Raw genomic sequence first — 22,248 nt, forward strand, 5'->3', positions numbered from 1 at the left:
TATTGTATTTTAACTATTTTGCTGTATAGTTATGCTATATTAAAGCGTTAAATGGAGGATAAACACTTGAAAAAACTGACACCTGCCCTGCTTTCTGCCGGCATTATGGCAACACTTATCGCGCCTCATGCTTCTGCACAATCTATCAAACCACACACACAGGTTTCTCAAGATATAAAGAAAGTGCTTAGAGACCTGCCGGGCTACAAAGCAGTGAAAAAAAGCTATAAGCAATACGTTATTGTATCAGCTGATAAAGACTCACTTGGCTTTACACACTATACGTTAAAACCTAAAGCAAAAGGAAAATTTGCTATTCATTCAGAAGTCAAAGTTCACGTAGATGCTAATGGCAACGTCGTAATGGTCAACGGTGACTTAGACCAGTCTACACTCGCGCCCACTAATACACCACAACTGACTCAAGTTCAGGCCATTCAGAAAGCTTATGCAGCAGCTGGCGTCTCACCTGAAGCAGTGAGCAACATGGGCCGTAAAGTTGTCAATAAAGTGGAGACTGTCATCAACCCAGACAAGAATAAAATCGTCTACAATATCCAGCTGATCTATCTTACACCGGAAGCTGCCAACTGGCTGATCCAGATTGATGCAGAGACCGGCGCCGTCATCAGCAAGCAGAACTTAATTAAAGACGTGGCTACAACAGGGACTGGAACTGGCGTCAGCGGGACCAGTAAAACTATCAATCTGAACTTTAACAGAGGCATCTATTCACTGACGGATTTCACGCATTCAGGTCTGATTGAAACATATGATGCAAAGAATACCACTTCCACTTATAGTCTGATGACAGACCGTGACAAATACTTCACTGCTCAGACACAGCGAGCAGGTGTGGATGCGCATTACAACGCTGATGTCGTTTACGATTATTATAAAGCACGTTTCAACCGCAACTCTTATGACAATGCCGGTTCACCGATTTATTCTATCGTTCATTTCGGTGTGAACTATAATAATGCATTCTGGAACGGACAAGTCATGGTCTATGGTGACGGCGATGGCTCTACTTTCAAAGCTTTATCAGGCGCAAATGATGTAGTGGCGCATGAACTGACACATGCCGTGACTGATAGCACTGTTGGTTTTGCTTACGAGAATCAGTCAGGTGCGTTGAGCGAATCATTCTCTGATATCTTCGCCTATTTCGTTGACTCAGGTGATTTCCTGATCGGTGAAGATGTCTATACACCAAATGTGGCAGGAGACGGTTTAAGAAGTCTCTCTAACCCTACTCTTTATAACCAACCAGCCCATATGAATAACTACCGTTACCTGCCTAACACAGAAGCAGGTGACTACGGCGGCGTCCATTATAACAGTGGTATCCCGAATAAAGCATTCTACAATACAGTCACACAGCTTGGCAAAGTGAAATCAGAACAGATTTATTACCGTGCACTGACGCAGTATTTAACATCAAATGCAACATTCAGCGATGCACGGGCAGCACTCATTCAGTCTGCAACAGACTTATATGGTACAGCAGATGCTCAAGTCGTAGGTAGTGCCTGGGATCAGGTCGGCGTTTATTAATACAGAAAAAGGTGAGAGAACATAATCTCTCACCTTTTTATTATGCGACGACTTTGTCATCAATGCCTAAGTTCACTAATTGATCCAGTTTGGACGGGTCACAGAAGAACATTACTTTGCAGTCATCCCAGTCCGCCATCACTTTGTCTATACGCGCGATATGCCACGGATTGAAGAAAGTCTGACCGGATTTATTGAAGCAGTACTCATCATCAATGACATAGCAGGCATGGACGACCACACCGTCCTTCTCAAAGACCAGAACACTGTCTTTCGTTGCACGGTCAAAACGCTGGAAATGATTTCTTTCAAGCATATCAAGGAATGTCTGACTATGCACCCACTCTGTCAATAAGGCCGGATCATCTACCACCCCGTACAGCGCTGTCGCGAAACAGTTACCGCCGTGCTCCTCCGGAAAAACATGATGCAGCTGCTGGAAACGTTCAGGCAGACCACTGATATCCACCTCTTCAATCTTCTCATCATAAAAATGAATCAGTCTCTGCTGTGTGGCTGGTGCCAGGCTACGCCAGAACTGCTGAGTAATCAGCAGATGGCCCAGGACGAGCCGGGAACCCGTCCGGCGCTGCTCCTCATAAATCAGCTGCTGCAGCTCACTTGAAAGTGATTCATACCAGCCAGGACGCGCCACAATGACATAGTCATAATCGGCAATCTGCCAGGTGCGGTGGCAATTGCTGACATGAAAGTTTTTATAAAGAATATGCCCTTTAAACTCATCCTTAGGACATACCACGGTCGTTTTTAAGTGTTCTGTTAAAAGTTCGTACGTTGAACTATCGATGAAAAAAAGATCCTTCTCCTGTTCAAACGTTCTCATTTTATCACTCCTCGGTACCCACCTTAGGGTATATATATGCAAAAGTCAAGGGAAGACGGTTATTACACTTTTAATCTCTTTGGATTAATAAATCTTAAAATGAGAAGGGAGTCGACCTGCATGGGGATGACGCTTCCTCTATGTTAAAATAAATCTAATTCCAGTAAGGACGTGATTGAATGCAACAAGTGAAGAGTGTGATAACTGAATTCAGAGGGAGTCATTATGATTTCGGGCTCACGCAGGCTGAATGGCTGAAGTCGACACTGATGATGGAGAACCGTGAACGCGAGTGGCGTCTGCGCCGTCCTCGCTTTGATATCGATCCTGTTGAAACGGAGAAGGTCTATCAGCAGTTTGCACCGAAAATCTGGGAGGAACTGCTGGGACTTCAGGATGGCCTTCAGCTCAGTCTTGAACAGGTGCTGTTAAATTTCGGTCACTACCGGGTCTATGCTAAGGAAAGCGGCTGTTCTGTTTTTACGTCAGATTCCTATCTGGTCCGTAACTATGATTATCACCCTGCGACTTATGATGGCCGTCTCACTTTCTTTCAGCCGAATGACGGCGGTCTGGCGACGATGGCTCCGGTCTCCCGTATCACCGGCCGCATGGATGGTATCAACGAGCTCGGCCTCACGATGGGTTATAATTTCATGCATCGTAAGAAGCCAGGTGACGGTTTTGTCTGCTATATGGTCGGCCGGCTGATTCTAGAGACTTGTGCGACTGTGCAGGATGTCATCGATCTCCTGCATGAGCTCCCTCACCGTTCAAGCTTCTCCTATATCGTTCTCGACCCTTCCGGTACAACAAAAATCATCGAGATTACACCGCGGGATGTCGTTGTTCGTAACCATCACTACTGTACCAATCATTTTGAAGTCCTGACGCATGAGAATAGACGGGTCTTGACTGATTCCAAGATGCGCATGCAGGCGATGACGGAACAGGTGACAGATGCCCTGACTGCGGATCAGGCATTTCGAATCATGAATAACACGGAGGCAGGGATTTTCAGCGACAAATATGCCAGCTGGAGTGGCACGATTCATACCAGCTGCTATTTCCCCAAGGAGTTGAAGGCTCTGTTTGCACTTGGTGGCAACCAGTCACCGGTCGAACTGGACTTCGGGAAATGGCTAGCTGGTCATGCGCTGGATATCCAGACGATTCACGGTCAAATCGACACCACTATCACGTTTGCCAGCGAATAAATATAAAAGGCGCTCAATGATGAGCGCCTTTTAAGCGTTGCGTCAGATGATAAGGTCTGACTTCATACATATCTAATGGCAGATAGTTCAGCTTGCTGCATTCAAGGATGCGCTCCTTGAAATGCGGATACGTCACATGGACATTCAGCTTCGTATCCGTCAGATCATAGAAGCCGACATCCTGTGTCTCACCCTCGCAATCTGCAAGCTCGCCCCCTATGACTTCACCATGGAAGCTGAAATTGATGACACCACTTGATAAGTTCTGCGTGATGCAGAGGAGCCCCTTGATCTCGACATCCAGTCCTGTCTCTTCCTTCACTTCTCTCACTGCACAATCGACAAGACTCTCTTCCTTATCCAGCGCACCGCCCGGCATCTCGAGTGTGTCACTGCGATGCAGACTGCGGACGAGGAGCGTCTCACCCGCTTCATTCTGTACATAGACACTGGCGGATACACTATGCCGCGGCTGAAAGTAATTACCCGTCGGCATCATATGTGTTTCCTTCTTAGAGATGATCCACTTGTCATTAGCAATCTTCTGCAAGCGGCTGTTCTTATAGTGCGACGTTTTTTTTCTCAGATTAAAGAACTGCTGATAATGTTCACGGTCCTGAAAATCCCATATCTCCGTAATCTGAGTGTAATCTTCATCTACCCAGCGGCCGACGAGTCGCGCCCCGAGTTCAACGTAGCTGCGAAATACATGGTCGTGAAAAAAATCATTAACAGCGTTAAAGCCGTCTGGAATGATTTTGATCTCTGTCTTTACCTGATACATATTCTCACACCTTTACTGCCCTTTCTTTCATTATAGGTAAAAAAACAGAATTTTGCTAATATTTGCAGACGGATGGCTACATCAATAATTCAATGATGAGAACGGGTCCTAACAGCACAATCACAAAAAGTACCGCCAGCAGTTTCGCTTCTGTCCGGGCCATATTCAATGTCATACCAAACTGCGAGACTTTCGGTACCCAGACGTTCGGATCCTGTTTGTTGTAATAGAATAGGCCTAATACATAGTTCGAATCATCATGATAAGGTGCTTTATCATTTTCCGCTGCTGCATGTCGGTAGTCTTTATCCGCCTGCCACTGGAGGTACATGCCCGCAATCACCGGCAAGAAAGTGCCGATCAGGACGACCGGCATAAAAGCAGCTGGCAGGTTCTCATTCGGCATCACGACCTGCTGGATGGTGATAAAACTGAACAGCAGCGCCATGATCATACTGATCATAAAAATCACATAGCTGTTATTTCTGCGCGTCCTCACCTCATAATCAGCAGATGCTTTTCTAGCTGCCGGATTCAGCTTGAGTGGCATCATGTCTGTTGCATTGGAAACAGCTGCCATAATAAACAAAGTAAAAAATCCCATTCCAGCCGGCAGAAAGACCGTCATCAGACTTTTTTGTTCAAAACGGTCAGGTTGATTATCTAGACCCCAGTGTACGGCTACTCGTTCCGGTATCTCCGGATAATGGAATAACGTATAAAGTGTGACCAGTAAGAGTATGCCGGCTGGTATCAGATAGATAACAGACGGCAGCACATGCAGATCCTTTCTGACGGTTGTATCAGTGGCGCGGACAACCTGCTTGCCTGCCATCCAGTCCTCCTCTTCTTTCAGCTGCTTTAGAGACCGGTAGCTTCGGCTATAGATCAGCAGCTCAGCTATGATCAATGTATGGATGATAATGATAAAAGCTGCCATTCCCCATCCTGCAGATAATAGAGCCAGCAGCAGAGCCGTTAACAGGGCCGCAGCAACAGAAACGATGATGATGCTATTTCTGTAGCTCTGTTGCATCGCCTTTACTTCAGCCCGACGTTGCTGCTCATCCGGTACATAAATACTGAAGAGCAGGTTTCGTCTGATCCATCGCCCGGAAAACAACATCATCAATCCTGTCATTAAAACTATCAGACTCAGTACTAGAGTTTCCATCAGATTTTCTCTCCTTTTATCAGTTGATAAATTTCGTCATCCGTTAATTGAAGGCACTTTGCTTCATCAATAATAGGCTGAAGCCGGTTGCTGATATCTTCTTTTTCTTCCTGCGTCGCTTGACGGCGTGCAGCCGGATGAATGATGGCACCGGACTTCGGCAGCACTTGAATAAATTGTTTATCCTCAAGATAATGGTAAGCCTTATTCACGGTATGCATGTTGATACCGAGATCACCGGCTAATGCACGTCCGGAAGGCAATGGCTCATATGGCATCGCCTCACCCGTCGCAATCGCTCTGATAATCTGATTGGCCAGCTGCAAATAGAGCGGAATTTCGGACTGTTCATCAATCTCAATATAGATGGTCCTCACCTCTGTTCTATATAATATATAACAATAATTCACCTAAAAAAATATTTGTTCTATCATTAGTATATCAATACTGAGATTATTTGTAAATAAATGCTTATGATTACCTTCACGATTTACTTCCCTTTATAATAGCCTTGAGGAGATGACAATCATGAAAACTATTCTAAATACACCTTATTCATTGAAGAATCTTGAGCTGAAAAACCGGATTGTGATGCCCCCGATGTGTCAGTATTCCGTTACAGAAGAAGACGGTACACCGACTGACTGGCACTATGTTCACTACGCATCCCGTGCTGTGGGAGGGACAGGTCTTATTATTGTCGAGATGACGAATGTCGAACCGGACGGTCGTATCACTGCCAACTGTCTCGGCTTATGGGATGACGCGCAGATTCCGGCCTACAGACGATTAGTTGATATCATTCACGCGAATGGCAGTAAGGCTGCCATCCAGATCGCCCATGCCGGCCGTAAAGCGACGCATATCGAGACCCCGGTCAGTTCCTCCGAGACACCGCTTGAGGAACCGACAAAGTTCGGTCCGGTCCGTCATCCACGCGCCCTTTCAACAGAAGAAGCAGAACAGATGGTTACTAAGTATCAGGAAGCAGCACGACGTGCAGTCGAAGCCGGGTTTGATACAATTGAAATCCACGGCGCACATGGTTACTTAATCCATCAGTTCCATTCACCAGGCATCAATCACAGAGAAGATAAATACGGCCAGGATTCAGCCTTATTCGGTGTAGAAGTCATCAAAGCGGTTAAAGCGGTCATGCCGGATGATATGCCGCTGCTCTTCCGCATTTCAGCACGTGAATATATGGACGGCGGCTACGATATTGACCATGCACTTGAGATGGGTCGCCGTTATCAAGAAGCAGGTGTAGATATATTTGATATCTCATCAGGTGGTGAGGCACCTCCAGGGCAAGACAAACCCGGCAACTATCCAGGGTATCAGGTCAGCTTTGCACGTCGTTTCAAGGAAGAATTAGAGACACCTGTAATCGCGGTCGGTATACTGGACGAACCGGCTGTCGCTGAGATGACACTGCAGGATAACAGTGCGGACTTAGTGGCTGTCGGCCGCGGCATGCTGAACGACCCCTACTGGGCGATTCATGCGGTCAAAGCACTCAGAGATGATATCGAAGTGCCGAAACAATATGAACGAGGGATACGTTAACTGCCTATGTCCGTTGAGATGCATAAGTTTAATCACTTCCAGTTTAGGGTAAATAGGTCATAACAATTGAACTGGAGGATGTTAAGGATGAAATTTAAAGCACTCAGTCTTATTCTGTCAGCGGGTCTTGCACTTGCTGCCTGTGATGCGGATAACAGTAACGATAAACAGACAAATCCAGATGATAATGCGAAATCAGAAGTGAATTCTGGTGAAACTAACAAATCAGCAGATGTTAAAAGTAATGAAGATGCGAATGTAGCGAAAGATTCCGATGATAATGACATGGATGATTCGAATGACGCAGAAAAAGATGATGAAGGTCAGTCTTCTTCAAATAGTAATACCAGCAGTGAGCAAGCTCTAGCTCTCAATGATATCAAGTCCACACCAGACGACATCATTAAAGTGCTTGAATCGCAGAAGAACAAAGGCGAAATCACAGATATCAAGTTTGAAAAAGAGAACAATGAATGGGTTTATAAAATCAGCCAGAATGAAGGCAACCAAAATGTAGAATATACTTACGGCATGGATAGCCGCAAGTTAATGAGTACTGAAGAAGATAATGAAAAGAAAACAGCCATCAACTTAGATAAAGCGATGAATTATGATGACATCATCAAGAAAGCTCAAGATAAAGTCGGCCCTAATGCCAAAGTGAAGGAATGGACATTAGAAACAGATGACAATGTCCCTGTATTTAAAGCGACATTACTGGACGGGACGACTGAACATGAGTATAATGTTGATCCGTTCAGCGGAGCAGTGACAGAAGATAAATAAAAAAAGCGCCTCGGCGCTTTTTTTATTTTCTTATTAAATGACCCAGTTCCCGTCCTTAAAGATGAACTCTTTTGTGCCATCCTTGTGGACGCCTTCAATAGAGAGATCTGGACCGCCTATCATGAAGTCGACATGAATCAGTGACTGGTTAAGGCCCTGTGCTTCCAGCTCTTCTTTAGTGAGGTCCTTACCACCTGCAAGCGCACCTGGGAATGAGCGGCCCAGCGCGACGTGACAAGATGCATTCTCATCAAACAGTGTGTTGTAGTAGAGGATGCCTGAATTTGAGATAGGCGAATCATCCGGTACCAATGCAATTTCCCCGAGTCTTCTGGCACCCTCATCTGTTTCAAGCATATTCTTCAGTACATCGTAACCTGTCGCGGCTTCGAAGTCAGTGACAGAGCCCTCTTTGAAGGTCAGTGTGAAATCATCGATGATCGCGCTGTTGTAACTTAAAGGTCGTGTATTGCCGATGACCCCGTTGACGCGTCTGAAGTCTGGTGAGGTGAAGACCTCTTCAGTCGGCATATTGACCTGTATCTCAATACCATCCGCATTGACTGCACTGGCCCCCATCCAGATATGATGCTGATTAAGTCCGATTTCAACATCTGTTCGTTCTGATTTGTAATGCAGGCGGTCATAGCCTTTCTCTGTCAATAATCGTGCGCGTGCGTTTAAGTTACGATTGTGTTCCTCCCAGGCGAGTACAGGATCCGGCTGATCCGCTCTCACTGCTGCGATCATCGCGTCCAGAAGCTTCGTGCGTGCTTCTTCTCCAGTTAAATCCGGGAAGACCAGTTCTGCCCAGGCCACGTTCGGAAAGGCGACAATACACCACGAGAAGTCAAAACGACCGACTGCACGTGCGAAATCTTTATTCAGTTCGCCGAGCGCTGTCGCGTTAGCTGCAATTTTTTCAGGATCGGCATCCTTCAGAAGTTCGGGCGTCTGTGAATAGATGCGCAGATGTGCGACACGTTCTGCCAGATGGGTATCAATCCGTTGCTTCTGATAGTCATAAGTCTTTTTGAATGTTTCTATCGGGGCATAGTCATACTTCAGCTGTGTAGAAGGTCCATCGGTCAGATCCTGGATGACTTCTACGGCTCCCGCTTCATAAGCAGCTTTCGTCACCGCTCTGACAAAATCAATCGCATCAATGTCTGAACTGATGGCTACTTTCTGGCCTTTCTGGACATTGAGTCCCACTTTCACGACTAGTTCAGCATATTTTTTGAGTTTCTCATTGTAATCCATATACATCCTCCTTTGTCTCAGTACATTAATCATATCGGAAACCGAAGTATTTAGATAGTCTTCAGCTGAAGGAAATAGCTTATTTTTGATATAATAACCAAAAAGGAGGATGAATCAAGATGTCATTAAAAGAATATTTTGAAAATGCCTTATCAGTAGACGCTTATAAAGCACAGATGAAAGTCAACCAGACAGAGATGCAGCAGGTTTACGAGCAATTTGAAGCGCCGGAGGATGCACGTGTGGCTGAACTGAAAGACAGACATTTAAGAGTGCTGGCGATCAGTGAAGATTGGTGCGGCGATGCCATGATGAACAACGCCGTATTACTCAGACTGGCTGAGCAGGCTCAGATGGAGGTCAGATTTGCGCTGCGCGACAGCAACTTAGATTTAATCGACCAGTACTTAACGAACGGCACTTCACGTTCTATTCCGATCTACATCTTTATGGATGAGAATTTCGAAGAGGTTGCGGTCTGGGGTCCACGAGCAGAAGGCGTACAGGCCTTCATTACAGATTCAAGGCAAGACCTGCCGCCTAAAGATGATCCGACTTTCGAAGAAAAAAGCAAAGCTAAACATCAACTGGCGCATGAGGCATTCCTTTCAACACCTGCATTCTGGAACGATGTCTATACCTCAATCCTGAATAAAGTCGCACAATAAAAACCTGACTATGTCAGGTTTTTATTGTGTCCAGTAATACATGACCTCATCCTGGTGAATCTGTCTGAAGCCCAGCTTCTCAAGCACTCTTATTGAGGCTTTATTCTCCTTGAGACATTCCGCTTTAATGGTCAGTTCAGGATTAATGGAACGTACGTAGGAGATGAGTGCACCCACACTTTCAGTTGCATAGCCTTGCCCGCGATATGCCTCTTCAAATCCATATCCTACTTCAATCTCCTGATACTGATTCGGCTTCCCTTTAAAGCCGATGTCGCCGATATAAGTGCCGTTCTTCAGCTGCACAATCCAGGCATCCCAACCTTTGAGCGTCGGATCGATTGCCAGTTTCTGCAGGTGCTGGAAGAAACGTTGATGCTGATTGTATTCTGTACCCATTTCATCGATTAAGTTCTGGTCTAACGGTCTGATTATCAGCCGTTCTGTCTGCAGCTTATCACATAGCATAGCGCCACCTCATGATGATTATAGCATCCGCGCGCGATGATCACTGTATCAAAAAACACAGCATTATTCGAATAGTTTGACGTCAACCTGCTCACCTTCCATTTTAAGGAACGTATAGAGCTGACTGCGGTGATGACTGAGATGCGTCAGTATCACCAGAAGCCATTCTTTCTGGTTATATGTTGTGCCCCAGTAACTGGCCGTCTTCACCATCAGGTCTTCCGGTTCCAGCTCCTTATAGGCATCTTTCAGAATGCTGAAGCTCAGATCAAGACGTGCTTCCAGCATCTCTGTTGACGTCAGTTCTTTCTGCCAGTAGTGTGCGAACTGGTCTATCTCTTCCTTCGAGACACCTTGGCTGAGCCGGTAGTCCGCTTCAGGTAACAGTACAATATGGTTCAGCAGTTCCTGACACGTGCGGCCGCCCGGATAGATCTCCTGTTCCATAGAGAAAAAGCTGACACGGCGGAACAACTGCTTCAGACTTTCGATCTGCCAGCTGATCTGATTCATGATTTCATTCATTGCTCTGCCTCCACTAAATAAAGATGTCTCGTTGCACGTGATGCTACTGTATATAAAAGATAACGGTCCTTGTCAGCATCGTAAAGATCGTAATCAAGGATGAAGACGTGTGTGAACTCAAAGCCTTTTGACATATAGTTCGGCATCAGGATCTTCCCTTTTGTAAAAGTATATTGGTCGTGACTCAGTAAGGTGACGTCTGGCAGCTCCTCTGCGACTTCTGCTGCATGGGCTGCGTCCCGCGCTATAATAGCGACACTGTCTGAATCCAGTTGTCTGAGTTTCTCCTTGAACTCACTATAAGACAGCTGCACAACCGGATCACCATGTACACCAATAGACTGGGTAATCGTATTGCCGATCAGCGACTTCGTGAAATCCGTGATTTCAACTGTTGAGCGATATGACTTAGTGAGCTCAATGGCTTCTCCCTTCAACTGACTGCTGATGACTGGATGCACCAGCTGATGACGGTCACCGAGCATGGTCTTTCTTGCATTCGGAAATACCGCGGAGATTGCAGCGAGCTGCACCGGGCTATAGTCCTGCACTTCATCAATAATCAGATGCTGGATCTTCGGTTCCCGCTGAAGCCCTTTGACTTTGATCGTCAGCAGTAAAAGCGGCGCGATATCTTCATAGTTCAGTTTTCTTTCGCGCAGTGACTCAAGCGTTGTCTGCCGTACTGCTTTGTCCAGCTTCTGCAGAATATCGAGATAGATCTTTTCGACGTTGACGAATTCCAGACGCTGAATATAATTTCTGACGATACGGAACTGCTTCGTCTTCTCATTTTTCGCCTGTCTTTCAAGTTCTTCGTCTGTCCCGATATAACTAGGCACTCTCTTCAGTGCCTTTGCGCGTTCTTTGATGGCCTTATGCAGCACTGCTTCGTAGCGCGGCCAGAGCTCCACCTGCATCTTCTTCAGACGGGTGTCAATCGGCGAGTCTTTGAACTTCCCATAGAACAGTTCCGTCAGTTCCTCTGAAGTGGCAAAATACTCATCTTTAATTTTGATGGTCCGGAATTTGATCCCCCTCTCCGCCAGATGACTGACATGCCTGTTGATTGCATCGAGGAGACGCGGCGAAGACTTCAGTTGATATGCGGACGTGTCGCTGGCTGTACGCATGCGTTCAATATGCTGGAACAAGGTCTCAAATTCGTAGCCCCGTCTTAACTTATCATGCAGACGATAAAAAGGCAGCGCATTAATCGAAGCTTCGCCGAGCTCCGGTAATACTTCTGCAATATAATCGCCGAACATTTCATTCGGTGTGATGAACAGCATATGCTCTGCATTCATTTTATGGCGATGCAGGTACAGGAGGTAAGCAATACGCTGCATGGCAATCGACGTCTTACCGCTTCCTGGTGGGCCGAGCACAAGAACATCCTGCGCCGAATTCTGACGGATAATGCGGTTCTGATCTGCCTGGATGGTGGTGACGATAGATTTCATCTTGTCTTTCGCTGTATCGACCAGGAGATGCTGCAGGGCATCATCACCGATATAAAGCTCCGAATCAAAGACATCCAGCAGTCTGCCGTCTTCAATAACCAGCTGAATACGTTCCTTGACGTCCACCGACTGCATGCCTACGGTCGGTACTTCGTAGTCCACATTTCCCAGGTGATTCGCATAATAAGCAGATGCAATGGGCGTCCGCCAGTCATAGATGATAAGATCGCGCGTCGACGGATCTTTCAGGCTGTTGAGACCGATGTAGAGTTTCTCTGTTCCATCGTCGTCATCAGCAATGGTCACAGCACCGAAGTAGGGTCTGTCCTTCATCTTGCCCAGACTATGCTTCACGTCCTGTCTGCTGACCTGCAGTTCCTCCTGAAACTTCAGCGACGGCAGCACCTGTGAGTACTCAATCTGTGCATCATCGGAAATTTCTGTACCGAGTTCCTCGAGGGCAAAACGACGTTCTTCAATGAGTTCTCCTGTCGTTTTCTCAAGTTCGCCGGAAAGTTCATTGTGTATAATATCAATCAGGCTTTTGACACCTTCTAAATGTCGTGCTTCTTGTTTTTTAGAGACCATAACGTCCTCCTTTTTCGCGTATGATAAGTTTAGCGAATCTATACGAAATGTAAACCTATTTGTTTCTTAAGGCGCGGCGGAGGTGAGACGCTGTCAGCTTACGGTTTGTCACGAGCTGTCTGAATTCCCTCGGGGTCAAATAAGACAGGCGAATGTGGAAGTAATTGATGTATTCGAGCCACATAAAAATATAAGTCAGTGCAATCAACAGCCACATATCCTGTGAATGAGGCAAAGTCATGACGATGGCTATAGTAGCCGAAATGAGTATCAGGATGATGATGCTCTGCAGGTATCTGAACCTTTGAATTTGAAGGTCGGTAAGAGCAAGTGCTTTCCTGTTATCCACATGTCGTTTCATGATGCCCCAGAAATAACTCCCTGTCAGTAGTATGAGGCTGATATTGATAACGGATAGAAATGTCGCAGGACTGAGAAGGAAAACGCGCGTCTCAGGCTTAAAGAAAGCCGTGCCGAACCACAGCAGCATGAAACCTGCTGCTGACAGACCTTCCCCGAAATAAAGCTGATTGACTTCCTTCTGCAATTTGTTCGGCATAACAATCGATGACTCCTTTGTTATAGCGTAGACCTGGTGCAATTAGATGTTTTTGCACCAGCTTCCTTCGAGACCTGGTGCAATTAGACGTTTTTGCACCAACTTCTATTTCTTTTCTCCTAGACTATATGTTGCTCCTTTGGTATGTCCCACTTTAGTAAAATGCTGATTAAGCAGACGTTGGAGCGTAGATCTCGAAGGATGACCGCACCACTCCAGCGCTTCCCTGTAAGTGAAAGGTTCCCCTTTTAAATAAAATAGCTCATTCAAGCTCGCCCGCAGCATTTCTGTTATCTTGATGACTTTATGACACTGCACGCATTCATGGTTAATCTTCTCTTTGTAGATGATCTGTCCAAGTTTTCTGCACTCCGGGCATCTGACTCCGGGCTGAACTTCTGCAAAAGGGACTCTGAGCGGTTGATTAAGATGATCAAACGGATAATGATAGTCTATCAATAATCTTCCGACTTCCAGCTGCGTGTCCTGTATGACGCTTTTTCTGTATCTTTTAAGATGGTCGTGCAGCTGCCCCCGCATCAACCCACTGGAATCCACTGCACCACTCACATGAAAATGCTCATTGATAAATACTAAATAACTTTCTACTTTATCATGATACCCTGACTGCTGCATCAGGGCTTCCAGAATGGCATGTGCACGTTCCAACTGATGCTGCGGATTATGATAGTGTCGGTTATAGCTTGATACTAGCCGCCCCTCTGCAAACTTGAACTGTCCTTTAAAATTTTTGATGTCATAATGGATGAGCTTGCCGGCTGTGATCAGCAAAACATCATACTGTGCGCTGCCTAAAAAGGGTGCCGACAAAGTCACGTCCCATAAAACGACGCCATAGTCTTTGACCATCTCCACAAAAGTCTTCTCACCACTATACCCAAGTGCCGTCCGTACAAAATCAGAGTGCTGACTTTCATCCAACATACAACGTTCTTTCAGAGATCAGTAATAGTTCAATTTATCAAGGGCAGCTGTCTGGAAAATCATTATCTATCCAGCCTGAAAATCTGCTGCATCTGTGTCCGTCTGCCTTGTACCATGTCCAGCAGCATCTTGCTGCCGAATGCTGAATAGACTGTGCCATTTCCACCGTAGCCGAGCAGCATATAGCAGTTCTTCTTGCCCGGCACTTCACCGATGAACGGCAGACCGTCTTTTGTTTCACCGAATCGCGCCCCATAACGTGCATCGATCTCGATTTCAATATGCGGGAACATCCGCGCAAATTCACGCTTCAGCTTTTGAGTCTTCCGGCCGATACGCCACTTACCCGGCACCCGTTTCTGATTATCATCCAGCCCACCGATGACGATGCGATTTTCCTGTGCATGCCGCATATAGAGGTAAGGTCGCGCTGTCTCCCAGAGCATCGCGTTTCTCGGCCATAATTCCGTCACCGGCTGCGTGACAATCGCGTAGGATCTGACGAGTTTTCGTTTCTTGATTTTCTTGACAAAATGATTGTCCGCATAACCGCCTGCATAGATCGTATGGTTCGCTGTTATCTCAGCACCCCCTGTTGTCCGGCAGACCACTCGTCCTTTCTTCGTCCGCCAGCTGGCCAGTTCAGTGTCTGCATAAATCTGTAGATCATAGTCGCTGACCGCTTTCTCCAGCAGCCGCTGGATAAAGATATAAGGATTGATCTCTGCATCTTCATAAGTGATGAGCGCGCCTGCCGCCTCAATGTCATAGCGTTTCTTCAGTTCGTTTTTATCCAGCAGCTGACAGGGGAAACCATATTTTCTGAGGGCGACATATTCTTTTTTCAGAAAGCGGGCATCTTTCTTCTTGGATGCATACAGCACACTTTCCCGTTTGATGAACCGCACATCATCCGGCAGCTCATGGCATAGTGCTTCAATACGTGACAGTCCTTCATATGACTGACGGTAGAAATGATAGGCTGCCTCGGCACCGAAATCCTCAATACATTCATGCAGTGCCTTGTCGCTCATGTACTGCAAGAGCCCAGTGTTGGCAGCTGAACTTTCCGCAGCAATCTTGCCCTTATCAATCAGCACGGTCTGATAACCCGCCTGGGCAAATGTATAGGCACTGAGCGCACCGCTCATACCGCCGCCGACAATCAGCACCTCGCACTGAATGGATGTATCGAGTTGTGGATAATCGTGTCCTTCAAAAGTATGGGGCCAGAATAATTTTCCGTTATGCAGCATAATAGACCTTCTTCCTGATAATATGTGTAAAAAGATGTGAGACGGGTAAAGATTACTAAATTCAATGGATAAAGGAGCTTTTTTCTCATGTCTGAAAGCAATCAATATTTAAAGATTGAAGTACTGATGGAAGATCATGTGGTTATCCATCATTTTGAGCGTGTGACAACAAATGAAACGATTACATTCAATAATTTCATCGCTAAACTAGGCCGCGACGCGAACGGCTTCCTGACGATAAAAGAACAAGATGATTTCTCTTCTATCAATGTCAATAAAATCATCAAGCTTTCGCCACAAGGTATTGAAGAACTGTAAAAAATCAGCTGCGGCTGATTTTTTTTTATCATTTTCAAAAGGAGACTTAAATGGAAGAACAATTATTCGAAGATTTAACAGACAGACATGAACAGGACAAAAAAGCAGTCGATCTGTCAGAACTTTTCTATGACCTGGTCTTTGTCTATGCCATCTCACAGATTTCCCATACCATTCTGTATACAGAGAATGGGGATATTCCTCTGCTAAATTTTATCAAATATTTTATCATGACGCTCGTTTTCTATACAGTCTGGTCCTATCAGACGACTTATACCAACCGTTTCGGACTGATACGGGCCAAGGATCTCTTTTTCCTGCTCTTCAACATGTTCATCGCTATCTTCTTAGCGATCAGCTTAAAAGGTGATATTCGTTCAGTGTTTGATTCCATCAATGTCTGTATCGCCATTCTGTTCATCAGTACCAGCCTGCAGTTCTTTCTATCTCTCAAGGATAAAATCTTAGCGCATGACCGCTTCGCCGCCAAACTATTCGGCACCATCATGCTCATCAGTGCCTGTCTTGCCACCGCCGCTATCTTTGCGACAGGGCCATTTATGTACGGGCTATTCATCACAGCTATTCTGTCGGCCACCCTGCTGCCGATGCCTTTCAGAAAGAGGATCCAGCTGTCAGGTGTCAACATCCCCCATATGGCAGAACGCTATTCGCTGCTCACCATTATCATGTTCGGTGAAGCGATTATCGGTCTGACAGAAATCTTTGATATCAAGCACTTGCATTTCACTTATCCTATTCTGTTCATTACGCTGATTTCACTGTTCGGTACCTACTGGCTGAAATCCAACCGATTGATTCAAAAAGAGAACTACTCGTCAGGACTGACCATGACCGTCGCTCACTTTCTTATCATTCTAGGTCTGGGTATGGTCAATGCCTCTTTAGTCTTAAATGCGGAGGAACCTGTTGAAGATTCATTTAAGATTCAGTTGATGCATGCAGCCTTTGCCTTCTTTTATGCCGGCATGCTCTTAACACTTCAGTATTCACATGAGAAATTCACGAGTGACCGCACGCTCCGGATAGTGATACCGATTATTTTGATCATCAGTTTCATCATCGCTTATTTCACTAGACATATGCCCTATACGCTGACCCTTACAGGCGCCGTGACCACTACAGTGATATTCTTTGTTTACTTCTATATTTACAAAAAGAAACATCCAGACATAGAGAAAGAGGACTAGTGATAGTCCTCTTTTTTCACGTTCTCTGTATAGAGTTTCTTGATTTCACCGGATTCACTGATCAGTACAGCTGTCATATTATCGAAGTTGCCCGCACCGCTATCAATATTGAGCGCGTGATATTTCTTGCTGTATTCTGCATGTTTCGACTCAGTCGGCGTATGGCCGAACACCTGCAGTTTCTTCATATTCTTCAGACGTCCCCGATATCTGAGGACACTCCAGCTCGAATTCTCATTGAATTTACGCAGACCGAGCCAGTTGACACCTGCATGGGTGACGTAGATGACTTCATCTTCATAATGGAGCGGCAGACGCTTCATCCATTTCAGGTCATCCCGGTATTGATCTCGCAGATCATACTTCGCCAGCGTATTGCGAAAATTTTCTTTAATCTCCTGCAGCGGTACATCCTTCTCGATATACTGGACCATTTCATATTCATGATTCCCTTTGATACATACTGTACCGGGATACTTAGCTTGCAGCGTCCTGATGAGTTCTACGACCTTGTGAGAATGTTTCCCTTTATTGATATAGTCGCCGACAAAAATCAACTTCTGATGATCGCTGTCCCAGTGCTGAAGCAATTTCTTCAGTGTATAGAAACAGCCATGCACATCACCCACAATAAAATAATCCATTGTTTTATCACCCTTTAAAGTAGTTCTTTTATTTTACCACTTCAAGAATTAAAGAAACTAAGAATCAGTGATTATAAGCTTTTAACTTTTTTAAGAGTTGCTTCTTGTCAGCCTTATCCATAAAGAAGGTATAGCCTTCTTTGTCGTCAGGCGTCAGCGTGTAGGCATTTAAACCGGTGTAAGACCAGAGCTGCTGCTTAGTTAATCCTGTCTTCTCAATCTCTTTATTCAGCGCCTCATTCAGCTCCGCTTCATCGACAGTCCAGCTGAAATAGAAATACGTGAACACGAGTGCCAGAGCTACATGAACGACTATCTTCAGCCAGGCATGCTGCGACTGGTAAGCAGGCAGACCAAAAAAGATATACGGAATGACCCACGCACTGACAAACAACCATGGGTGACGCTCTATTTTTTTAATCATCTATTCTCCTCCTCAGTCGAAACAATAATTCGAAGCAGCCATCATTCCAAAGCCAACACCGCCGACTGTAGCCCCGACAGGCATCAAGGTCGGAAATGCATATGCACCTATCAAAGCACCCGTTCCAGCACTGCCGATTATACCTACACCGCACTGCATGGGTGTATGCGGTCCTTTATCAGCCTGACTGAAAAGAAAAGCCATCATCAGAAACAATACTATCGCACCTATCGCTGTACGTTTACGCTGTTGTTCATCTAGTTTCATTTTATCACTCCTCATATTCATCATAGACAAAAGATTTTAAACATAGTTTAACCTTATAAATTTAATTTTAAGATTAAACGCTCATATAATTGTCAAAAATTTGGTAATCATCGTTCATTCAAGCCACTATAATGGTAATGAATGTTTATACAGAAAGTAGGTCTATTTATGATAAATAAGAGCATGTGGAAATTCCTTCTACCTATCATTATCGGCATCATCTTCTGGCTCTTGACTCCTATGCGGCCGGAAGCTGTGTCTGTCACCGGCTGGCATATGCTGACTATCTTCATCGCGACGATTATCGGCTGTATTCTTCAGCCTTTCCCGATCGGCGCCATCAGCATACTTGGTTTGACAACCGCAGTCATTACAGGCACGCTCGGGATTGAGACAACCATCGCTGGTTTCGGTAATCCAAGCATCTGGCTGATTGCCATCGCCTTCTTCATCTCACGGGGCTTTATCAAGACAGGTCTCGGACGCCGCATCGCACTGATTTTCGTCCGACTTTTCGGCAAAAAGACATTGGGACTTGCCTATTCCCTGCTTGGCGTCGATCTGCTATTAGCACCTGCCACGCCTAGTAACACAGCTCGGGCAGGCGGCATTATGTTCCCGATTATCAACGCACTCTCACGTTCATTCGGCTCAAAGCCGGAGGACCATACCGAACGAAAAGTCGGCAGTTATCTGACCTTCACTGAATTTCACGCCAATATCATCACATCAGCAATGTTTCTGACCGCCATGGCCGGCAATCCGCTTGCCCAGTCACTTGCTCAGTCGCAGAACGTCCATATCACATGGATGAACTGGTTCACAGCAGCGATTGTGCCGGGCATCATCTGTCTTATTGCTGTCCCTTATATCATCTATAAAATATATCCACCTGAAATCAAGGAAACACCGAATGCACGTCACTGGGCAGAAGAAGAACTGAATACGATGGGGCCGTTAACCCGCCCTGAAATCTATATGGCTGTCGCTTTCATCACCGCCCTTGCACTCTGGATGTTCGGTTCTGCCCTCAATATTCATGCGACGACAGCGGCTTTTATCACACTCGCCATTCTGCTGATAACGAAAGTCCTTGAGTGGAATGATGTCCTGCAGGAAAAAGGGGCATGGGATACCTTGATCTGGTTCTCCGTACTCGTCATGATGGCCGATCAGCTTAATAAGCTCGGCTTCATCCCCTGGCTCAGTAAAACCATCTCAAGCAGTCTCGGTCATTTCAGCTGGCCGGTGGTCTTAATTCTGCTTATTTTGTTCTATTTCTATTCACATTACCTGTTCGCAAGTTCAACTGCACATGTCAGCGCCATGTATGCCGCCTTACTCGCCGTCGCGATTTCAGCAGGTGCGCCGCCCCTACTCAGTGCCCTTCTCCTCGGCTTCTTCGGCAACTTGATGGCATCAACGACTCACTACAGCAGTGGCCCAGCCCCTATACTCTTCTCATCTGGTTACATCGAACAGAGTGACTGGTGGAAGATGAATGCACTTCTCGCCCTGTTCTACATCATCGTCTGGGCCGGAGTCGGTTCATTATGGATGAAGATGATAGGTATCTACTAACTACGGCCTTCCTAGGAGGGCTGTTCTTTTATGTTATCGTTCTGTTACCACAGGCATCTGATGTTCCGCTATTCCCTGAATAATTGCATAGGCTAGAAACGGTGAAATCATGACTATCAGCAAGATAGAACGAACGATATGATGGTCTATTTATAACTCTCCTTTTCATATTAGATTAATATTCATTTTACTCTAATGATGAAAAGAAATTACCTTAAAGTTTCCTTAAAAATTACCAGTAACAGCCATTTTTCACTGAATGTAAGCTATAGTAACTCTAAACGAATCTAATCTTGAGGGAGGATTCATATGTATCAATTTCTGATCAATTTAGTTTTCGCCATCATTCTCGGTTTAATTGTCGGTGTCTTGTATCAGCATCTCATGTTCGGTTTATTCATATTCTTTATCACTGCTATACTTCTCGATTTCTACAGCAGGTGTCAGACTAAAAAGTGAGCAATTCAATACCAATGCGTTAAAAACCTCTTACAATGGCTATGTAAGAGGTTTTCAGATTTCTGCTTTCGGGTCAGGTCCATACTTGTTAGTCCCTCTGTTCCCTTTAATAAAATTGATGATCAGTAAAAATAAGCCGCTTAGCGCTGAGATAATAGCCAGCGCTATAAGGAGAGGACTTGCTTCTATCGTCAGCTGGAAACGAGTCACAATGAAGTCAATCAACACACTGACCATTGTAACGACAACAGCAATTCTGCCGTTCAGATTGATATCCTGCAGACGGCGACTCGCTTGAGCCATGGCGGGTATTAATAGAATTGACGGGAAGATTTTATTCACGAAAAATTGACAATGCTCAACAAAGTTAAATTGCCAGTTTGTCGCTACATCAATCACCAGCGCCACTATGCCGAGAAGTAAACCGATCAGTAGGTTCGCCAGTATATTCAGCCAGACTTCGCTTCTTCTAGCCCGCCCTGAAAAATCAAAACCTTTTGTCCAGAATGCAATGACTGCTTCTTTCATTGTCATACTAGTAGCCACCCCCTACTTCAACCGCGATATCCATATCATCCACTTGAAGGTGGTGCGGGTACTTCCGGAGTTTTTCTGCATTCTGCTGAAAATGAAGTTTGTAGATAATACCCCCTACTTTCTCTTCCACATCACTGTTGACCCCACTGTCATCTTCAAAGGTGAACTTTTCAAATGGACCCGCGATAAATTCTTGTCCCTTAATCCGCACTGGCAGCACCGTATACTCGTTGAAGATATTTACCTGCCTGCTGAAAATATAGAAATGCATATCCGGCGTCTTCAACACCCCGGACAGTTTACCGAAATCTTCTTTCTTGACCGCTTTGACTGCTGCACGCTCTGATTGATAAGATTTCATTTCCTCATTCATACCTATCTTATTATTGCTACGGTCCAGCCAGATTCCTTGCTCATTCATCCATATCATACCTTTCTTCAGTGTGGTGGATAGCTGAAGACCTGCTGTATCTTCATCGTTCGTTATTAATCTATCCTCAAGTCGATCGCTGTTACTGAATATCCCGCTGCTCAGATGATGCGTTCCTGCCTTACTCTCAATATCCCACGATTTCTGCTGAAACTGGTCACCTACTCCGATGAGATGGAAATCCTTATCAGGAAATGTCAGCTTGACCATAGAATCATCCTGCTCTTCAATGAATCCGGTCAGAAGATAATGAGAGCGTCTGTAATCCCCACCATGCATCTCCAACCTCAAATAATGCTGATCAGGCAACTTATAAAGAGGACTCGCATACTGTTCCGAGGACCCAAGCTTATCCTGCAGTAAAGATTTTATTTCATTGCTCGCATCTGTAAAATCAGTATACTCACCTTCCGCAAAAGACGAGTCAACACTTGCCAAATGATTGCCAAGCACATAATCTCTTATATCCATGATGATCATTATACCTACAAAAATAATTAAGCATCCCAGTAAGATTCGCTTCATAGTTCAACCCTCTTTTCACAATTACTACCATTAATTTCATATTAATTCCAGAAAGTACTAAATGTCAATCATCAATAAAAATAAACCGCCCCAAAAGGGACGGCTGATATTCTCCAAAATGGCATTATTCATCCTGAAATGTTTTCATTCTAAAAGAGAACGTCTATCTTTTTCCCAGTCATTGCC

Annotated in this window: 25 protein-coding genes; 9 read left to right on the top strand and 16 right to left on the bottom strand. The window is 45.3% G+C overall.

What is annotated here, in order from left to right:
- Nucleotides 1–66: 66 nt before the first annotated feature.
- Nucleotides 67–1,557: a M4 family metallopeptidase gene (locus ERX55_RS07005; RefSeq protein ID WP_243721472.1), complete on the top strand. Its 1,491-nt coding sequence runs from the start codon at nt 67–69 to the stop codon at nt 1,555–1,557.
- 40 nt (nt 1,558–1,597) lie between these two features.
- Here the strand turns inward: ERX55_RS07005 and ERX55_RS07010 are convergent, their stop codons facing one another.
- Nucleotides 1,598–2,401, bottom strand: a complete 804-nt coding sequence (locus ERX55_RS07010; RefSeq protein ID WP_133451857.1) for a hypothetical protein — start codon at nt 2,399–2,401, stop codon at nt 1,598–1,600.
- Nucleotides 2,402–2,580: 179 nt separating this feature from the next.
- On the opposite strand from ERX55_RS07010, the gene ERX55_RS07015 reads away from it, so the two are divergent.
- Nucleotides 2,581–3,618: a C45 family autoproteolytic acyltransferase/hydrolase gene (locus ERX55_RS07015; RefSeq protein WP_133451858.1), complete on the top strand. Its 1,038-nt coding sequence runs from the start codon at nt 2,581–2,583 to the stop codon at nt 3,616–3,618.
- A 13-nt stretch (nt 3,619–3,631) separates the two neighbouring features.
- Here the strand turns inward: ERX55_RS07015 and ERX55_RS07020 are convergent, their stop codons facing one another.
- From ERX55_RS07020 to ERX55_RS07030, 3 genes are all read right to left on the bottom strand, one after another.
- Nucleotides 3,632–4,402, bottom strand: coding sequence for an NUDIX hydrolase (locus ERX55_RS07020; protein ID WP_133451859.1), 771 nt, complete (start codon nt 4,400–4,402; stop codon nt 3,632–3,634).
- Nucleotides 4,403–4,478: 76 nt separating this feature from the next.
- The gene (locus ERX55_RS07025; RefSeq protein WP_133451860.1) at nt 4,479–5,576 is read right to left on the bottom strand and encodes a DUF1648 domain-containing protein; all 1,098 of its coding nucleotides are present in this window, start codon (nt 5,574–5,576) and stop codon (nt 4,479–4,481) included.
- Nucleotides 5,576–5,953 carry a GntR family transcriptional regulator gene (locus ERX55_RS07030; protein ID WP_243721473.1) on the bottom strand — a complete coding sequence of 126 codons (378 nt, stop codon included), beginning with the start codon at nt 5,951–5,953 and terminating at the stop codon, nt 5,576–5,578. Before ERX55_RS07030 ends, ERX55_RS07025 begins: the two co-directional genes overlap by 1 nt.
- 151 nt (nt 5,954–6,104) lie before the next feature.
- Between ERX55_RS07030 and ERX55_RS07035 the strand changes: the two genes are divergently transcribed.
- Both ERX55_RS07035 and ERX55_RS07040 read left to right on the top strand, forming a co-directional pair.
- Nucleotides 6,105–7,145 carry an NADH:flavin oxidoreductase/NADH oxidase gene (locus ERX55_RS07035; protein WP_133451861.1) on the top strand — a complete coding sequence of 347 codons (1,041 nt, stop codon included), beginning with the start codon at nt 6,105–6,107 and terminating at the stop codon, nt 7,143–7,145.
- A gap of 87 nt (nt 7,146–7,232) precedes the next feature.
- The gene (locus tag ERX55_RS07040) at nt 7,233–7,931 is read left to right on the top strand and encodes a PepSY domain-containing protein (protein ID WP_165983739.1); all 699 of its coding nucleotides are present in this window, start codon (nt 7,233–7,235) and stop codon (nt 7,929–7,931) included.
- A gap of 33 nt (nt 7,932–7,964) precedes the next feature.
- On the opposite strand, the gene ERX55_RS07045 is transcribed toward ERX55_RS07040, so the two are convergent.
- Nucleotides 7,965–9,194, bottom strand: a complete 1,230-nt coding sequence (locus ERX55_RS07045; RefSeq protein ID WP_133451863.1) for an aminopeptidase — start codon at nt 9,192–9,194, stop codon at nt 7,965–7,967.
- Between the two features lie 119 nt (nt 9,195–9,313).
- On the opposite strand from ERX55_RS07045, the gene ERX55_RS07050 reads away from it, so the two are divergent.
- A complete protein-coding gene (locus ERX55_RS07050) occupies nt 9,314–9,862 on the top strand; it encodes a thioredoxin family protein (RefSeq protein WP_133451864.1) in 549 nt (182 codons plus the stop codon).
- Nucleotides 9,863–9,883: 21 nt separating this feature from the next.
- On the opposite strand, the gene ERX55_RS07055 is transcribed toward ERX55_RS07050, so the two are convergent.
- The 6 genes from ERX55_RS07055 to ERX55_RS07080 all read right to left on the bottom strand — a co-directional run bounded on the left by ERX55_RS07055 (nt 9,884) and on the right by ERX55_RS07080 (nt 15,666).
- Nucleotides 9,884–10,330, bottom strand: coding sequence for a GNAT family N-acetyltransferase (locus tag ERX55_RS07055; RefSeq protein ID WP_133451865.1), 447 nt, complete (start codon nt 10,328–10,330; stop codon nt 9,884–9,886).
- Nucleotides 10,331–10,393: 63 nt separating this feature from the next.
- Nucleotides 10,394–10,855 carry a DinB family protein gene (locus tag ERX55_RS07060; protein WP_133451866.1) on the bottom strand — a complete coding sequence of 154 codons (462 nt, stop codon included), beginning with the start codon at nt 10,853–10,855 and terminating at the stop codon, nt 10,394–10,396.
- Nucleotides 10,852–12,906: a HelD family protein gene (locus ERX55_RS07065; RefSeq protein ID WP_133451867.1), complete on the bottom strand. Its 2,055-nt coding sequence runs from the start codon at nt 12,904–12,906 to the stop codon at nt 10,852–10,854. The genes ERX55_RS07060 and ERX55_RS07065 overlap by 4 nt, the downstream gene beginning before the upstream one ends.
- 55 nt (nt 12,907–12,961) lie before the next feature.
- The gene (locus ERX55_RS07070) at nt 12,962–13,465 is read right to left on the bottom strand and encodes a hypothetical protein (protein WP_133451868.1); all 504 of its coding nucleotides are present in this window, start codon (nt 13,463–13,465) and stop codon (nt 12,962–12,964) included.
- Between the two features lie 105 nt (nt 13,466–13,570).
- A complete protein-coding gene (locus ERX55_RS07075) occupies nt 13,571–14,410 on the bottom strand; it encodes a nuclease-related domain-containing protein (protein WP_133451869.1) in 840 nt (279 codons plus the stop codon).
- Between the two features lie 62 nt (nt 14,411–14,472).
- Nucleotides 14,473–15,666: an NAD(P)/FAD-dependent oxidoreductase gene (locus ERX55_RS07080; protein WP_133451870.1), complete on the bottom strand. Its 1,194-nt coding sequence runs from the start codon at nt 15,664–15,666 to the stop codon at nt 14,473–14,475.
- Between the two features lie 87 nt (nt 15,667–15,753).
- Here ERX55_RS07080 and ERX55_RS07085 point away from each other — a divergent pair, with 87 nt between their 5' ends.
- Nucleotides 15,754–15,984, top strand: coding sequence for a hypothetical protein (locus ERX55_RS07085; protein ID WP_133451871.1), 231 nt, complete (start codon nt 15,754–15,756; stop codon nt 15,982–15,984).
- Between the two features lie 50 nt (nt 15,985–16,034).
- Nucleotides 16,035–17,195, top strand: coding sequence for a low temperature requirement protein A (locus ERX55_RS07090; protein WP_133451872.1), 1,161 nt, complete (start codon nt 16,035–16,037; stop codon nt 17,193–17,195).
- Here the strand turns inward: ERX55_RS07090 and ERX55_RS07095 are convergent.
- From ERX55_RS07095 to ERX55_RS07105, 3 genes are all read right to left on the bottom strand, one after another.
- The gene (locus ERX55_RS07095) at nt 17,192–17,839 is read right to left on the bottom strand and encodes a metallophosphoesterase family protein (protein WP_133451873.1); all 648 of its coding nucleotides are present in this window, start codon (nt 17,837–17,839) and stop codon (nt 17,192–17,194) included. The genes ERX55_RS07090 and ERX55_RS07095 overlap by 4 nt on opposite strands.
- Nucleotides 17,840–17,903: 64 nt before the next feature.
- Entirely contained in the window at nt 17,904–18,263 is a 360-nt protein-coding gene (locus ERX55_RS07100) for a hypothetical protein (protein ID WP_133451874.1), read from the bottom strand.
- Between the two features lie 12 nt (nt 18,264–18,275).
- Nucleotides 18,276–18,530 (bottom strand): hypothetical protein, encoded by a 255-nt coding sequence (locus ERX55_RS07105; RefSeq protein ID WP_133451875.1) that lies wholly within the window; start codon nt 18,528–18,530, stop codon nt 18,276–18,278.
- Between the two features lie 168 nt (nt 18,531–18,698).
- Here ERX55_RS07105 and ERX55_RS07110 point away from each other — a divergent pair, with 168 nt between their 5' ends.
- Nucleotides 18,699–20,111: an anion permease gene (locus ERX55_RS07110; protein WP_133451876.1), complete on the top strand. Its 1,413-nt coding sequence runs from the start codon at nt 18,699–18,701 to the stop codon at nt 20,109–20,111.
- A 309-nt stretch (nt 20,112–20,420) separates the two neighbouring features.
- Nucleotides 20,421–20,570, top strand: coding sequence for a hypothetical protein (locus ERX55_RS11435; protein ID WP_165983740.1), 150 nt, complete (start codon nt 20,421–20,423; stop codon nt 20,568–20,570).
- Between the two features lie 54 nt (nt 20,571–20,624).
- Here the strand turns inward: ERX55_RS11435 and ERX55_RS07115 are convergent, their stop codons facing one another.
- A complete protein-coding gene (locus tag ERX55_RS07115) occupies nt 20,625–21,104 on the bottom strand; it encodes a DUF805 domain-containing protein (protein ID WP_133451877.1) in 480 nt (159 codons plus the stop codon).
- A gap of 1 nt (nt 21,105) precedes the next feature.
- A complete protein-coding gene (locus tag ERX55_RS07120) occupies nt 21,106–22,062 on the bottom strand; it encodes a hypothetical protein (protein WP_133451878.1) in 957 nt (318 codons plus the stop codon).
- Nucleotides 22,063–22,248: the final 186 nt, after the last annotated feature.

It is taken from the genome of Macrococcus bovicus, from assembly GCF_004359575.1.
In the GTDB taxonomy this organism is placed as follows: domain Bacteria; phylum Bacillota; class Bacilli; order Staphylococcales; family Staphylococcaceae; genus Macrococcus; species Macrococcus bovicus.

What these genes read in the sequence shown, in the direction of transcription:
- ERX55_RS07010 (WP_133451857.1), bottom strand. Translation starts at nt 2,401, where the DNA reads ATGAGAACGTTTGAACAGGAGAAGGATCTTTTTTTCATCGATAGTTCA.
- ERX55_RS07015 (WP_133451858.1), top strand. Translation starts at nt 2,581, where the DNA reads ATGCAACAAGTGAAGAGTGTGATAACTGAATTCAGAGGGAGTCATTAT.
- ERX55_RS07020 (WP_133451859.1), bottom strand. Translation starts at nt 4,402, where the DNA reads ATGTATCAGGTAAAGACAGAGATCAAAATCATTCCAGACGGCTTTAAC.
- ERX55_RS07025 (WP_133451860.1), bottom strand. Translation starts at nt 5,576, where the DNA reads ATGGAAACTCTAGTACTGAGTCTGATAGTTTTAATGACAGGATTGATG.
- ERX55_RS07035 (WP_133451861.1), top strand. Translation starts at nt 6,105, where the DNA reads ATGAAAACTATTCTAAATACACCTTATTCATTGAAGAATCTTGAGCTG.
- ERX55_RS07040 (WP_165983739.1), top strand. Translation starts at nt 7,233, where the DNA reads ATGAAATTTAAAGCACTCAGTCTTATTCTGTCAGCGGGTCTTGCACTT.
- ERX55_RS07045 (WP_133451863.1), bottom strand. Translation starts at nt 9,194, where the DNA reads ATGGATTACAATGAGAAACTCAAAAAATATGCTGAACTAGTCGTGAAA.
- ERX55_RS07050 (WP_133451864.1), top strand. Translation starts at nt 9,314, where the DNA reads ATGTCATTAAAAGAATATTTTGAAAATGCCTTATCAGTAGACGCTTAT.
- ERX55_RS07055 (WP_133451865.1), bottom strand. Translation starts at nt 10,330, where the DNA reads ATGCTATGTGATAAGCTGCAGACAGAACGGCTGATAATCAGACCGTTA.
- ERX55_RS07060 (WP_133451866.1), bottom strand. Translation starts at nt 10,855, where the DNA reads ATGAATGAAATCATGAATCAGATCAGCTGGCAGATCGAAAGTCTGAAG.
- ERX55_RS07065 (WP_133451867.1), bottom strand. Translation starts at nt 12,906, where the DNA reads ATGGTCTCTAAAAAACAAGAAGCACGACATTTAGAAGGTGTCAAAAGC.
- ERX55_RS07070 (WP_133451868.1), bottom strand. Translation starts at nt 13,465, where the DNA reads ATGCCGAACAAATTGCAGAAGGAAGTCAATCAGCTTTATTTCGGGGAA.
- ERX55_RS07075 (WP_133451869.1), bottom strand. Translation starts at nt 14,410, where the DNA reads ATGTTGGATGAAAGTCAGCACTCTGATTTTGTACGGACGGCACTTGGG.
- ERX55_RS07080 (WP_133451870.1), bottom strand. Translation starts at nt 15,666, where the DNA reads ATGCTGCATAACGGAAAATTATTCTGGCCCCATACTTTTGAAGGACAC.
- ERX55_RS07085 (WP_133451871.1), top strand. Translation starts at nt 15,754, where the DNA reads ATGTCTGAAAGCAATCAATATTTAAAGATTGAAGTACTGATGGAAGAT.
- ERX55_RS07090 (WP_133451872.1), top strand. Translation starts at nt 16,035, where the DNA reads ATGGAAGAACAATTATTCGAAGATTTAACAGACAGACATGAACAGGAC.
- ERX55_RS07095 (WP_133451873.1), bottom strand. Translation starts at nt 17,839, where the DNA reads ATGGATTATTTTATTGTGGGTGATGTGCATGGCTGTTTCTATACACTG.
- ERX55_RS07100 (WP_133451874.1), bottom strand. Translation starts at nt 18,263, where the DNA reads ATGATTAAAAAAATAGAGCGTCACCCATGGTTGTTTGTCAGTGCGTGG.
- ERX55_RS07105 (WP_133451875.1), bottom strand. Translation starts at nt 18,530, where the DNA reads ATGAAACTAGATGAACAACAGCGTAAACGTACAGCGATAGGTGCGATA.
- ERX55_RS07110 (WP_133451876.1), top strand. Translation starts at nt 18,699, where the DNA reads ATGATAAATAAGAGCATGTGGAAATTCCTTCTACCTATCATTATCGGC.
- ERX55_RS11435 (WP_165983740.1), top strand. Translation starts at nt 20,421, where the DNA reads ATGTATCAATTTCTGATCAATTTAGTTTTCGCCATCATTCTCGGTTTA.
- ERX55_RS07115 (WP_133451877.1), bottom strand. Translation starts at nt 21,104, where the DNA reads ATGACAATGAAAGAAGCAGTCATTGCATTCTGGACAAAAGGTTTTGAT.
- ERX55_RS07120 (WP_133451878.1), bottom strand. Translation starts at nt 22,062, where the DNA reads ATGAAGCGAATCTTACTGGGATGCTTAATTATTTTTGTAGGTATAATG.